Annotated in this window: 14 protein-coding genes and 1 tRNA gene; 13 read left to right on the top strand and 2 right to left on the bottom strand. The window is 61.6% G+C overall.

Annotated elements, in window-relative coordinates; all coding sequences use genetic code 11:
* Positions 1-4: 4 nt before the first annotated feature.
* The gene (locus KCX70_RS10560) at positions 5-1,234 is read right to left on the bottom strand and encodes a M24 family metallopeptidase (RefSeq protein WP_212620131.1); all 1,230 of its coding nucleotides are present in this window, start codon (positions 1,232-1,234) and stop codon (positions 5-7) included.
* A gap of 158 nt (positions 1,235-1,392) precedes the next feature.
* Between KCX70_RS10560 and KCX70_RS10555 the strand changes: the two genes are divergently transcribed.
* The 6 genes from KCX70_RS10555 to KCX70_RS10530 all read left to right on the top strand — a co-directional run bounded on the left by KCX70_RS10555 (position 1,393) and on the right by KCX70_RS10530 (position 8,017).
* Complete coding sequence (locus KCX70_RS10555; protein WP_102850724.1) at positions 1,393-1,956, top strand: cupin domain-containing protein; 564 nt, start codon at positions 1,393-1,395, stop codon at positions 1,954-1,956.
* A gap of 250 nt (positions 1,957-2,206) precedes the next feature.
* Entirely contained in the window at positions 2,207-3,808 is a 1,602-nt protein-coding gene (locus KCX70_RS10550; RefSeq protein WP_212620130.1) for an ABC transporter substrate-binding protein, read from the top strand.
* Between the two features lie 174 nt (positions 3,809-3,982).
* Positions 3,983-4,993, top strand: coding sequence for an ABC transporter permease subunit (locus KCX70_RS10545; protein ID WP_021209781.1), 1,011 nt, complete (start codon positions 3,983-3,985; stop codon positions 4,991-4,993).
* A 13-nt stretch (positions 4,994-5,006) separates the two neighbouring features.
* Positions 5,007-5,918, top strand: a complete 912-nt coding sequence (locus tag KCX70_RS10540) for an ABC transporter permease subunit (RefSeq protein WP_212620129.1) — start codon at positions 5,007-5,009, stop codon at positions 5,916-5,918.
* Positions 5,919-5,970: 52 nt separating this feature from the next.
* Positions 5,971-6,999 (top strand): ABC transporter ATP-binding protein, encoded by a 1,029-nt coding sequence (locus KCX70_RS10535; RefSeq protein ID WP_212620128.1) that lies wholly within the window; start codon positions 5,971-5,973, stop codon positions 6,997-6,999.
* Entirely contained in the window at positions 6,989-8,017 is a 1,029-nt protein-coding gene (locus KCX70_RS10530; protein ID WP_212620127.1) for a peptide ABC transporter ATP-binding protein, read from the top strand. Before KCX70_RS10535 ends, KCX70_RS10530 begins: the two co-directional genes overlap by 11 nt.
* A 62-nt stretch (positions 8,018-8,079) precedes the next feature.
* Here the strand turns inward: KCX70_RS10530 and KCX70_RS10525 are convergent.
* Positions 8,080-8,169: transfer RNA gene (locus KCX70_RS10525), tRNA-Ser, on the bottom strand.
* Between the two features lie 127 nt (positions 8,170-8,296).
* Here KCX70_RS10525 and KCX70_RS10520 point away from each other — a divergent pair.
* From KCX70_RS10520 to KCX70_RS10490, 7 genes are all read left to right on the top strand, one after another.
* Positions 8,297-8,965 carry a Bax inhibitor-1/YccA family protein gene (locus tag KCX70_RS10520; protein WP_021207776.1) on the top strand — a complete coding sequence of 223 codons (669 nt, stop codon included), beginning with the start codon at positions 8,297-8,299 and terminating at the stop codon, positions 8,963-8,965.
* 89 nt (positions 8,966-9,054) lie between these two features.
* Positions 9,055-9,447 carry a sulfurtransferase complex subunit TusD gene (tusD, locus tag KCX70_RS10515; protein WP_212620126.1) on the top strand — a complete coding sequence of 131 codons (393 nt, stop codon included), beginning with the start codon at positions 9,055-9,057 and terminating at the stop codon, positions 9,445-9,447.
* The gene (gene tusC, locus KCX70_RS10510; protein ID WP_212620125.1) at positions 9,447-9,806 is read left to right on the top strand and encodes a sulfurtransferase complex subunit TusC; all 360 of its coding nucleotides are present in this window, start codon (positions 9,447-9,449) and stop codon (positions 9,804-9,806) included. Before tusD ends, tusC begins: the two co-directional genes overlap by 1 nt.
* The gene (gene tusB, locus KCX70_RS10505; protein ID WP_212620124.1) at positions 9,806-10,108 is read left to right on the top strand and encodes a sulfurtransferase complex subunit TusB; all 303 of its coding nucleotides are present in this window, start codon (positions 9,806-9,808) and stop codon (positions 10,106-10,108) included. Before tusC ends, tusB begins: the two co-directional genes overlap by 1 nt.
* A complete protein-coding gene (locus KCX70_RS10500; protein WP_212620123.1) occupies positions 10,105-10,440 on the top strand; it encodes a TusE/DsrC/DsvC family sulfur relay protein in 336 nt (111 codons plus the stop codon). The genes tusB and KCX70_RS10500 overlap by 4 nt, the downstream gene beginning before the upstream one ends.
* Positions 10,437-11,420 carry a glycosyl transferase family protein gene (locus tag KCX70_RS10495; RefSeq protein WP_212620122.1) on the top strand — a complete coding sequence of 328 codons (984 nt, stop codon included), beginning with the start codon at positions 10,437-10,439 and terminating at the stop codon, positions 11,418-11,420. Before KCX70_RS10500 ends, KCX70_RS10495 begins: the two co-directional genes overlap by 4 nt.
* Positions 11,421-11,508: 88 nt before the next feature.
* Positions 11,509-12,507 (top strand): glutathione S-transferase family protein, encoded by a 999-nt coding sequence (locus tag KCX70_RS10490; protein WP_212620121.1) that lies wholly within the window; start codon positions 11,509-11,511, stop codon positions 12,505-12,507.
* The last annotated feature ends 11 nt before the right edge of the window (positions 12,508-12,518 follow it).

Genomic DNA, 12,518 nt, shown 5'->3' with positions numbered 1-12,518 from the left:
CTGGTCAGCGGTCCAGCCCGAAGGGATCGTCGATGCTATGACTCGGCTCGGTGAACCAGCGCGGCCCCTCTTCACTCATGTAGAAATGATCCTCCAGGCGAATACCGAACTCGCCGGGTACACAGATCATCGGCTCATTACTGAAGCACATGCCCACCTCGATAGGTGTCTGGTCGCCCTGCACCAGATAGGGACTCTCGTGGATCTCGAGGCCAATTCCGTGGCCGGTTCGGTGGGGCAGCCCCGGCAGTTGATAGCCAGGCCCCAGGCCGGAAGCTTCCAGGCTATGGCGAGCCGCCGCGTCGACCTCTTCACAGCGAGCGCCGAGTCGCGCTGCGGCGAAAGCTGCCAGCTGGGCGTCTTTTTCGAATGCCCAGAGCGCCCGCTGACGCTCGTCCGGCTCGCCGAATACGTAACTGCGCGTGATATCCGACTGGTAGCTGTGCACGTAACAACCGGTGTCGATCAGCACCATATCGCCTCGCTTGAGCGTCTGCGGATATTTCACGCCGTGGGGAAAGGCACTCGCCTCGCCGAACAGCACGATGCAGAAGGTCGAACCCGACGCGCCCACCGCTCGGTGTGCATGCTCGATAAAGCGGACCACTTCGGTGGTGCTGATTCCCTCATGAAGAATGCTCGCGGCGGCCTCGTGCACGGCCAGCGTCATGTCCTTGGCCCGCTGCATCAACGCCAGCTCGGCGGCTGATTTTCGTTGCCGGCAATAGGCGGTCACCACGCTTGCATCGGTGAACGCGTAACCGGGATCGAGCAGGCGCAGGCCATCGAACATGAAGAACGGCAACGACGGGCAGAGACCTATCCGTGGGCGCAGGCTGGTGTTCGGGACGATCCCCATGCGCTGCAAGCAGTCGAGCAACAGCCGATAGGGACTTTCGTGCTCCTGCCAGCCGTTGATCGCGCCCTCGACGACCATGAAATCGCGAATCGTGCCTTGTTCGAATGCGGGTGCAAGGTACTGCAGCGCACCGTTAGCGGGCAGCAACGCACCAACCATGCGCTCGCTCGGAGACCATCGCACCCCGGTGAAATATTCGAGGTTGGCCCCGGCGCTGAGAAAGATCGCATCCAGGCCGAGATGCCGCATGCGTTCCTGCGCCTTGTCGATACGCGCCTGGTACTCGGCCGCAGCGATCGGCTCGACGCCTTCGAGCATATGGCGCAAGCGCCCGAGCGCCTCCTCTTGCGTACTGCCGCCGACACCGATGGTCATGCCTGTTCCCCATTCGAGTAAATGACGGCAGAATTTAAGTACAGCTTAAATTTCCAAGCAAAGGTTTTTTCATTGCGCCTGCTATTTTGCCGGAACCAGGGCTGGCGCGAGCGCATCGGGCTGGCCGTATACTGGCCACTTTCACAAGGCGGGACCCCATGACAGTCGATCGCATCGGTGAGCGTTTACGCCGGCACAGACGAGCCGCGAACAAGACCCTGAACCAGGTTGCCCAGGAGTCCGGGCTGACGGCGAGCTTCCTCTCCCAGGCCGAGCGCAACCTCACGGGCATCTCGATATCGTCGTTGGCAAACATCGCCAAGTCACTCGGCGTTCCGCTCAACTCACTGTTCGACCAGCCCAGCCAGGCACAACCGGACTCGCATCAGGGCGAGCGCGTGCGCTACACCATCGAGGGCCAGCCGTTGACCTACGAACGGCTGTCGACGAACTTTCCGGGCAATCTGCTCAACGCCGTCAAGGTCAGTATGCCGGTGGGTTACCAGTCCGAACTAATCGCTCATGAAGGCGCCGAATTCGCCTATGTACTGTCCGGGCGAATCGTCTACACAGTCGACGGTCGCGACTATCCGCTGGCTTGCGGCGACTCCATTCACTTCGATGCGGGCAAACCCCATCACCTGGCCAACATCGGCGATCAGGTTGCCGAAGTGCTCACCGTCACCACCATGGGCCTGTTCGACGACCTGGCCACTCGTTAACTGGCATCGCTATTGCTTGAGCTCGAGCCTGAAACCACGTCGACGATATTTAGCCGTACTTAATTTCGGTTGACCGTGTTTTCAGCATGACTTAATTTCGAGACAGGCTAGGCTGTAGTCTTCTGGACTCGGTCTCCAACAGTGTTCTGCGCCGAGCGGGCGAACCCCAACGGCGACACCGGCGTGCAGTGAGCCACTGTTCGGTCCACAAGACCAACCCTCGATGAACATAAAAAAGAATGAGGTTTGCATGCGAAACGATCTTTCCATCCGAGCGTTGCTCGCCGCGGGACTACTCCTCGGCTCATCCATGAGCTTCGCTGCCAGCAACCTGGTGTATTGCTCCGAAGGCAGCCCAGCCGGCTTCGACCCGGGCCAGTACACCACCGGCACCGACTTTGACGCCTCCGCTGAAACCGTATTCAACCGTCTCGCGCAATTCGAGCGCGGCGGCACCCTCGCCAAGCCCGGCCTGGCGACCAGCTGGGACATCAGCGACGACGGCCGGACCTACACCTTTCATCTGCGCCCCGGGGTTAAATTTCACACCACCGACTACTTCAAGCCCAGCCGCGAATTCAACGCAGACGACGTAGTCTTTACCTTCCAGCGCATGCTGGACAAGAACCACCCGTTCCGAAAAGCCTATCCCAGTGAGTTTCCCTACTTCACCGACATGGGAATGGACAAGAACATCACCAAAGTCGAAAAAGTCGACGACATGACGGTGCGTTTCACACTCGACAAGGTGGACGCGGCCTTTATCCAGAACATGGCGATGCACTTCGCCTCGATCCACTCGGCTGAATATGCCGATCAACTGCTCAAGGCCGGCAACGCCGAGCAGATCAACCGCAAGCCGATCGGTACTGGGCCGTTCGTCTTCAGCCGCTACCAGAAAGACGCGCAGGTGCGCTTCAAGGGCAACAAGGAGTACTGGATCCCGGACGATGTGAAGATCGACAACCTGATCTTCGCCATCACCACCGATGCCTCGGTCCGCGCGCAGAAGCTCCGCGCTGGCGAATGCCAGGTCACACTGAATCCTCGCCCCGCCGACCTGAAGGCGCTGCAGGACGACCCCAACGTCAAGGTGCCAAACCAGCCCGGCTTCAACCTTGGCTACATCGCGTACAACGTGGAGCACGAGCCGCTCGGCAAACTCGAAGTACGCAAGGCGCTCGACATGGCGATCGACAAGAAGTCGATCATCGAGGCGGTTTATCAGGGCGCAGGGCAGCTGGCCGTGAACGCCCTCCCGCCTACGCAGTGGTCCTACGACGAGAGCATCAAGGGCACCGAATACAATCCGGAAAAGGCCCGCGAATTGCTCAAGCAGGCCGGCGTCAAGGAAGGCACCGAGATCACCCTCTGGGCGATGCCGGTACAACGTCCCTACAACCCCAACGCCAAGCTGATGGCTCAGATGATCCAGGCTGACTGGGCCAAGATCGGCATCAAGGCGCGCATCGTCAGTTATGAATGGGGCGAGTACATCAAGCGCGCCCATGCTGGCGAGCACGACGCCATGTTGATCGGCTGGACCGGCGACAATGGTGATCCTGACAACTGGCTCAACACCCTGTATGGCTGCGATGCGGTGGGCGGCAACAACTTTTCCATGTGGTGCGATCCTGAATACGACAAGGTCGTCAAACAGGCCAAGCGGATGACAGATCAGGCTGAGCGCACCAAGCTTTATCAGCAGGCGCAGCACATCATTCAGGAGCAGGTGCCGATCACCCCCATCGCGCACTCGACTGTCTACCAGCCGATGCGCAACAGCGTTGAGGGCTTCAAGATCAGCCCGTTCGCACTCAACTCCTTCTACGGCGTGGAAAACAAGCGCTAGTGAGATGAGCAACCGGGCTGGCCTGCGGGCTGGCCCGGTTGTCGCTCGCGCTTTGCCTACCAGCCCCGACCCGCGTTCGACGATAGCCGAATCGGTCGTGGTTGATCAGCCAGCGCGCAATCGCCTCGCCGACACACATGTCGTCGGCAACGCCCGATCAGGAGTTCTGTCACGATGTTCAGTTTCGTTGCCCGCCGGTTGAGCCTGCTGATCCCGACCTTTTTCGGGATCACGCTGCTCACCTTCGCCCTGATTCGCATGATCCCGGGCGACCCGGTGGAAGTGATGATGGGCGAGCGCCGGGTCGACCCGGAGTTACATGCCCAGGCCATGGAGCGCCTTGGCCTGAACAAACCACTCTACCTGCAATATATCGACTACATCGGACGACTCGCCCAGGGTGACCTCGGCGAGTCGTTGCGCACCCGCACCAGCGTCTGGAAGGAATTCACCACGCTGTTTCCGGCGACGCTCGAACTGGCCATCGCCGCGCTGGTCATCGCCGGTACGCTCGGCGTCCTTGCCGGCGTGATAGCAGCTCTCAAGCGCGGCTCGCTTTTCGACCATGGGGTGATGGGCATATCGCTGGTCGGTTATTCGATGCCGATCTTCTGGTGGGGGCTGATCCTGATCATGTTCTTCTCGGTCGGCCTGGGCTGGACGCCCGTGTCGGGACGCATCGATCTGCTCTACGACGTGCAGCCAGTCACCGGATTCATGCTCATCGATACCCTGCTCAGTGACGAAGAAGGTGCTTTTCTGGATGCGCTGCACCACATGATCCTGCCCGCCATCGTGCTGGCGACGATTCCACTGGCAGTGATCGCTCGCATGACCCGCTCGGCGATGCTCGAAGTGCTGCGCGAAGACTACGTACGCACGGCCCGGGCCAAAGGCCTGTCGCCGAACCGAGTGGTGTTCGTCCATGGGCTGCGCAACGCGCTGATACCTGTCCTCACCGTGTTCGGGCTGCAGATCGGCACATTGCTGGCCGGAGCGGTGCTTACCGAGACCATCTTCTCCTGGCCGGGCATCGGCAAGTGGCTGATCGAATCCATCGGCGCACGCGACTACCCGGTGGTGCAGAACGGCATCCTTTTGGTCGCCTGCCTGGTCATCTTGGTCAATTTCACCGTGGATATTCTCTACGGGCTGGCCAATCCCCGCATTCGTCACCAGCGTTAAGGAGGTCGGGCACATGAACCACATCGACACCCTGCCGGCCGCCGAGCCGACCACCGAGTACCCTTCACCGCTCCGGGAGTTCTGGAGTGCCTTTCGCCGCAACAGAGGCGCGCTGGGCGGCCTGATCTTCATGTCGCTGCTGGTGATCTGCGCCTTGTTCGCGCCCGCCCTGGCGCCGTACAACCCCACCGAACAGTTCCGCGACTTCCTGCTCACCCCGCCCGCCTGGCAAGAGGCCAGCACGTCACAGTTTCTATTGGGCACCGACGAGCTGGGACGGGACATGCTGTCGCGCCTGATTCATGGCGCGCGGCTGTCCCTGTTGATCGGCCTGGCCTCGGTCGTTTTCTCGCTGATCCCCGGCATCCTGCTCGGGCTATCGGCCGGTTTTTCCCCCACGGGAATCGGCCCGTTCATCATGCGTCTGATGGACATCATGCTGGCCCTGCCCTCACTGCTGCTGGCGGTGGCAATCGTGGCGATTCTCGGCCCGGGACTGATCAACACCATCTTCGCGATTGCCATCGTGTCACTGCCCTCCTATGTACGCCTGACCCGCGCGGCGGTGATGACCGAACTCAATCGCGACTACGTTACCGCTTCGCGGCTGGCCGGCGCCGGAACGCTGCGGCTGATGTTCGTCAGCGTGCTGCCCAACTGCATGGCGCCGCTGATCGTGCAGGCCACGCTGAGTTTTTCCTCGGCCATCCTGGATGCGGCGGCGCTGGGCTTTCTCGGTCTTGGCGTCCAGCCGCCGACGCCCGAATGGGGAACGATGCTGGCCTCGGCTCGCGACTACATCGAACGCGCCTGGTGGGTGGTCTCCCTGCCCGGCCTGGCGATCCTGCTCAGCGTGCTGGCAATCAATCTGCTCGGTGACGGCCTGCGCGACGCGCTGGATCCGAAGCTCAAGAACGCCGCATGAGGATTTCATCGATGCGCGACTCAAGCACAATGCGTATGGCGGAGAATCGTCCATGAGCCTCCTCGAAATCCAGAACCTGTCGGTGCGTTTCGGCGACGACGGCGCACCGCCGGTCGTCGACGGGCTGGACCTCCGTGTCGAGCGGGGCGAAGTGCTGGCTATCGTCGGTGAATCCGGTTCCGGCAAATCCGTGACCATGATGGCCCTGATGGGGTTGATAGACCCGCCGGGCAAGGTGGCGGCTGATCGCCTCCGGTTTGCCGAGCAGGACCTGCTGACACTCAAAGGGCGCCAGCGCCGCCGCTTGATCGGCAAAGACCTGGCGATGGTCTTTCAGGATCCGATGACCGCGCTCAACCCCAGCTACACGGTTGGATTCCAGATCGAGGAAGTGCTGCGCCAACACCTGGGCCTCAAGGGCAAGGCCGCTCGGCAACGCGCGCTCGAACTGCTCGAGCGGGTGGAAATTCCCGGCGCGGCCAGTCGCCTCGATGCCTATCCGCATCAGCTCTCCGGCGGCATGAGCCAGCGCGTAGCCATCGCCATGGCCATTGCCGGCGAGCCGCAGCTGCTGATTGCCGACGAACCCACCACGGCGCTCGACGTGACCATCCAGGCGCAGATCATGGATCTGCTGCTGAGCCTGCAGCGTGACCAGAACATGGCGCTGATCCTGATCACCCATGACCTCGCGGTCGTCGCCGAAACCGCTCAGCGCGTCTGTGTGATGTACGCCGGTCAGGCAGTGGAAACCGGTCGCGTACCGCAGCTTTTCGAAGCCCCTGCCCATCCTTATACCGAAGCGCTGCTGGCCTCGATCCCGGAGCACTCGAACAGTCGCCGCCTGGCGACGTTGCCGGGCATCGTACCGGGTCGTTACGACCGGCCGTCCGGCTGCCTGCTCTCGCCACGCTGCCCCTATGCCCAGCCGCGCTGCCAAGAGCGGCCTGCGCTGGAGCCCTATGACCGCGGCGAAGTGCGCTGCTTTTTCCCGCGCAACATGACGCCTGGCGAAGCACCTGAAGTGCTGCCCGAGGCGCAACGTCCGAGCCAGCCACCCGGAGAACATCATGTCTATTGAGGCGTCGACAGGCAGTGTGCTGTCCGCACGTGAGCTGACCCGTCACTACGAGATCTCGCGCGGGCTATTCAAACCACAGGCCACCGTGCGTGCGCTGAACGGGGTGTCTTTCGAACTGGCCGCCGGAGAAACGCTGGCGGTGGTGGGCGAATCCGGCTGCGGCAAGTCCACGCTTGCCCGGGCGCTGACGCTCATCGAGGAACCCACGTCCGGTTCGCTGCAAATTGCCGGGCAGGAAGTCGCAGGCGCCGACAAGGCCCAACGCAAACAGCTGCGCCGCGACGTGCAGATGGTGTTTCAGAACCCCTACGCGTCCCTGAATCCCAGGCAGAAGATTGGTGACCAGTTGGCCGAACCCCTGGTCATCAACACCGGGCTATCACGTAGCGAGCGCCGTGAGCGGGTGCAGGCGATGATGCAACAGGTCGGCCTGCGACCCGAGCATTATCAGCGCTATCCGCACATGTTTTCTGGCGGCCAGCGTCAACGCATCGCCCTGGCCCGGGCGATGATGCTCAATCCCAAGGTACTGATTGCCGACGAACCCACCTCGGCGCTCGATGTGTCGATTCAGGCGCAGGTGCTGAATCTGTTCATGGACCTGCAGGAGCAGTTCAACGCCGGCTACGTGTTCATATCTCACGACCTGGCGGTGGTTCGTCACGTGGCGGACAAGGTGCTGGTCATGTATTTCGGCAGCCCGATGGAAATGGGGCCGGCGGAGCTGATCTATACCCGCCCCTTGCATCCATATACCCAGGTGCTGCTGGCGGCGACCCCAAGCATTCGGCCCGATGCGGCGCGACCGAAAATCAAGGTCAGCGGCGAACTGCCCAACCCGCTCGATCCGCCTGGCGGCTGCCCCTTCCACACCCGCTGCCCGCACGCCACCGAGCGCTGTCGCGCCGAAGTACCGGCATTCCGGCCGCTGGACGAAAGGCTGGTGGCCTGCCACTACGCCGAGGAGGTCGGAGCCTCTTCGCATGGAGACGTCCGGCGTCTGAGGCAAGCCAGATAGATCGCCACTTCCTGCATCCCCAAACGAAAAAGGCCCCGAAAATCGGGGCCTTTTTCTGAAGATGGCGGAGGAGGTGAGATTCGAACTCACGGAAGAGTTTCCCCTTCGACGGTTTTCAAGACCGTTGCATTCAACCGCTCTGCCACTCCTCCGCAGAGAGCGGCCGCCATAGTACCCGAACGAAACACACTGTCAAACTCTGTTATTAGGACGAAATGAAAGCTCTGCTATGATCGAGGCAGTTCGTTCCAGGCTGAATCCATCTATAGGAGTGTCGCCATGCTCAGGCAACAGTACGCATCCACGCACACGCAGGTTGAACAGAAGGAAGTCAGTCGCGTTCTACGCAACACGTACGGGCTTCTCGCCATCACGCTGGCCTTCAGTGCCTTTGTCGCCTACATGGCGATGCAAGCCAATGCCGCCTACCCGAACATCTTCGTGGTGCTGGTTGGCTTCTACGGCTTGTTCTTCCTGACCGTCAAGTTGCGCAACTCGGCCTGGGGCCTGGTTTCCACCTTCGCCCTCACCGGCTTCATGGGTTACACGTTGGGGCCGATCCTCAACATGTACCTGGGCACAGCCAACGGTGGTGAATTGATCGCATCCGCGTTGTCGATGACCGCCCTGGTGTTCTTCGGCCTGTCGGCGTTCGTGCTGATCACCCGCAAGGACATGAGCTTCCTCAGTGGCTTCATCACCGCGGGCTTCTTCGTCCTGCTGGGTGCGATGGTCGCCAGCTTCTTCTTCCAGATCAGCGGCCTGCAACTGGCAATCAGCGCCGGCTTCGTGCTGTTCTCCTCGGTCTGCATTCTCTTCCAGACCAGCGCGATCATCCACGGCGGCGAGCGCAACTACATCATGGCCACCATCGGCCTGTACGTTTCGCTGTACAACCTGTTCATCAGCCTGCTGCAACTGATGGGCATCATGGGTGGCGACGACTGATAGCCAGCCAATCGATCGAGCCCGCTTCGGCGGGCTTTTTCGTTTCTGTGGCTGGCGTATCATGTGCCCCAGCAATTCAACGGTGCCCCATGAAATTCGTTATCGCCCTGTTCTCCCCTGCTCACTCCCCCGCTTCGCGACGCGCGTTGCGCTTTGCGGAGGCCGTACTGGCGGGTGGACACGAGATTGTCCGGCTGTTTCTTTACCAGGACGGCGTCCACAGCGCGTCAGCCAATCCGGTGACGGCACAGGACGAGAAAGACATAGCGGCTCAATGGGCCCGCTTCGTCAACGCACATGAACTCGATGGCGTGGTCTGCATCGCTGCCGGTCTGCGCCGTGGCGTGCTGGATGAACAGGAAGCCAAGCGGCATCAGCGCCCTGCCGCGAATCTTGCGCCCGGTTGGGAGCTGTCCGGCCTGGGGCAGCTTCATGAAGCCGGTCAGCAAGCCGATCGCCTCGTCTGCTTCGGAGGTCACTGATGGCTCGTTCGATGCTGATCATTACCCGCCAATCGCCTTGGTCCGGCCCAACGGCTCGCGAGGCGTTGGACATCGTGCTGGCCGGTGGCGCTTTCGAACTCCCGCTCGGACTCCTGTTCCTCGACGACGGCGTATTCCAGCTAGCCCCGGCGCAGCAGGCAGCCCATGTACAGCAAAAGGACCTGACGGCCAATTTGCAGGCACTTCCGATGTTTGGCGTCGACTCGCTATTCGTAGCCAAACGCAGCCTGGACGAGCGCGGACTGGATGAGAGCGCGTTGCCGCTGTCAATGGAAGTGCTCGACGATGCCGGCCTCAATGCCCTTATCAACCGTTACGACCATGTGATCACCCTTTGATGAGCACTTTGCATCTGCTTTCCCATTCGCCCTTTGCCGATAGCCGCCTGGCCAGCTGCCTGCACCTTCTCGGGGCCGGTGACGCCCTGTTGCTGAGCGGCGATGCAGTCTATGCATTACAAACATCGACCGCACAACGCCAGGCGCTGGAGTTGATGCCAGACGGTATAGGTCTGTTCGCGCTGGAGGAAGACGTCACCGCTCGCGGCCTGGCGGACCTTCCCGAGCGTTTGCAAATGGTCGACTACCCCGGCTTCGTCGAGCTGTGCTGTCGGTACTCACGGACGAACGCCTGGCTATGAGCGCGTTGAACGTCAACGGCACGGCCATTGCTATGGACCAGGAGGGTTTCCTGGTCGATCTCGAGGATTGGAGCGAACCTGTCGCCCAAGCGTTGGCCGAGGCTGAAGGCCTTAGCCTTGAATCCGAGCACTGGGAAATCCTGCATCTGCTGCGCGAGTTCTACCGCGAATTTCAACTGTCTCCAGCAACGCGGCCATTGATCAAGTACACCGCGCTGAAACTCGGTCCTGACAAAGGCAACAGCATGCACCTGAACCGTCTATTCAAAGGCACACCCGCCAAGCTTGCCGCAAAGCTGGCGGGATTGCCGAAACCGAGCAACTGCATATGAGCCTCGTCACGCCCCCCGAACACCCCTTCGCCGTTTTCGTCCGGATCCTGGGCAAAGGCAAGCGCGGCGCCCGCGATCTCACCCGAGAAGAGGCCCGTGAAGCCATGGGCATGCTGCTCGATGGCAAGGTCGAGGACACCCAGCTCGGTGCTTTCCTGATGCTGCTGCGGCACAAGGAAGAAAGCGCTGAAGAGCTTGCCGGCTTCACCGAAGCCGTGCGCGAACGGCTGCACGCACCAGCAATCGCCGTGGACATCGACTGGCCAACCTACGCCGGCAAGAAACGTCATCTGCCCTGGTACCTGCTCGCGGCCATGTGCCTGGCGCAAAATAGCATTCGCATCCTGATGCACGGTGGTGGCGCTCATACCGCAGGAAGAATGTATAGCGAGCAGCAGCTCGATCTGCTCGGAATCGCCCGTTGCGAAGACTGGCAAAGCGTTGCGGCTGCTCTGGATCGAGACAACCTCGCGTTCGCACCGCTCGGTGCCTGGATGCCTGGCCTGCAGCGCATGATCGATCAACGCAACATTCTCGGCCTGCGTTCACCGATCCACTCGCTGGCGCGGATTCTCAATCCGCTCGGCGCCCGTTGCGGCCTGCAGAGCATTTTCCACCCCGGTTATCAGGCCAACCATCGCGAAGCCAGCCGTTTGCTGGGCGACACGGCCATCGTCATCAAGGGTGAAGGCGGCGAGATCGAGGTCAATCCGGACGGCGTTGCGCACCTGTATGGCACGCAAGCTGGCGAGTCCTGGGACGAGGACTGGCCGGCGCTTTCGCCACAACGTCACGTCAAGCCGGCGCAACTCGATCCGCAGCATCTACTCGCCGTCTGGCGAGGCGAGGCCGAAGATGCCTATGGCGAACTGGCGGTGGTGGCGACGATGGCCCTGGCCCTGCGCGGGCTCGGTCATTCGCGCGAGAACGCATTCAATCAGGCGCGGCAGTACTGGGAGCGACGCAACCTATCGGTCTGAACGATGCGTTTGGCCGGGGATTGTGATCCATCCATCGAACTATCCTCTCTAGACTGGTCCCTAACCTGAAAGCTTACGGAGGCAGCACATGGGGCTCTTGGTCGATGGTCAGTGGCAGGACCGCTGGTACGAAAACAGCCGTGATGGCGAATTCCAGCGAGAGCAGGCGCAACGACGCGACTGGCTGACCGCGGACGGCTCACCCGGTCCGGACGGTCAACGGGCCGTCAAGGCCGAAGCCGGGCGCTATCACCTCTACGTTTCGCTCGCCTGCCCCTGGGCACATCGCACGCTGATTTATCGCAAGCTCAAGCAGCTCGACCAGTTGATCGATGTGTCGGTCGTCAGCTGGCTGATGGCCGAGCACGGCTGGACCTTCGACGAACGCACCGGCTCGACAGGTGACGCGCTGGATGGCCTGCAATACCTGAATCAGCGCTACACCCGCGACGACGAAAGCTACACCGGCCGCGTGACCGTGCCGGTGCTCTGGGATCGCCAGCAGCAACGCATCGTCAACAACGAATCCGCGGAGTTGATCCGCATATTCAACAGCGCCTTCGACGAGTTGACCGGATCGTCGCTGGACCTCTGCCCCGAGCCGCTGCGCGCCGAGATCGACATGCTCAACGAGCGGATTTATCCGCGGGTCAACAACGGGGTGTATCGCGCCGGATTCGCTTCCACGCAGACGGCCTATGAGGCTGCGTTCGATGAGCTATTCAGCGAACTCGACTGGTTGGAGCAGCGCCTCAGCCAGCGGCGCTACCTCACCGGCGAATACCTGACCGAGGCGGACTGGCGCCTGTTCACCACAATCGTTCGCTTCGACGCCGTCTATTACGGGCACTTCAAATGCAATTTGCGGCGGATCGAGGACTATCCGAACCTGTCCAACTGGCTGCGCGAACTGTACCAATGGCCCGGAATCGCCGAAACCGTCGACTTGGTCCACATCAAGAGCCATTACTACGCCAGCCACCGCCATATCAACGCCAACGGCATCATCCCCAAGGGCCCGCAGTTGGCGTTGGGCCGCCCGCATGATCGCGACCGGCTGCCAGGCAAGGGAATCTGGTCGCGCTGAGCAGGCGCAAC

This window comes from Stutzerimonas stutzeri (genome assembly GCF_018138085.1).
GTDB lineage: Bacteria > Pseudomonadota > Gammaproteobacteria > Pseudomonadales > Pseudomonadaceae > Stutzerimonas > Stutzerimonas stutzeri_AI.
This window is presented reverse-complemented; position numbering and strand designations above follow the sequence as displayed.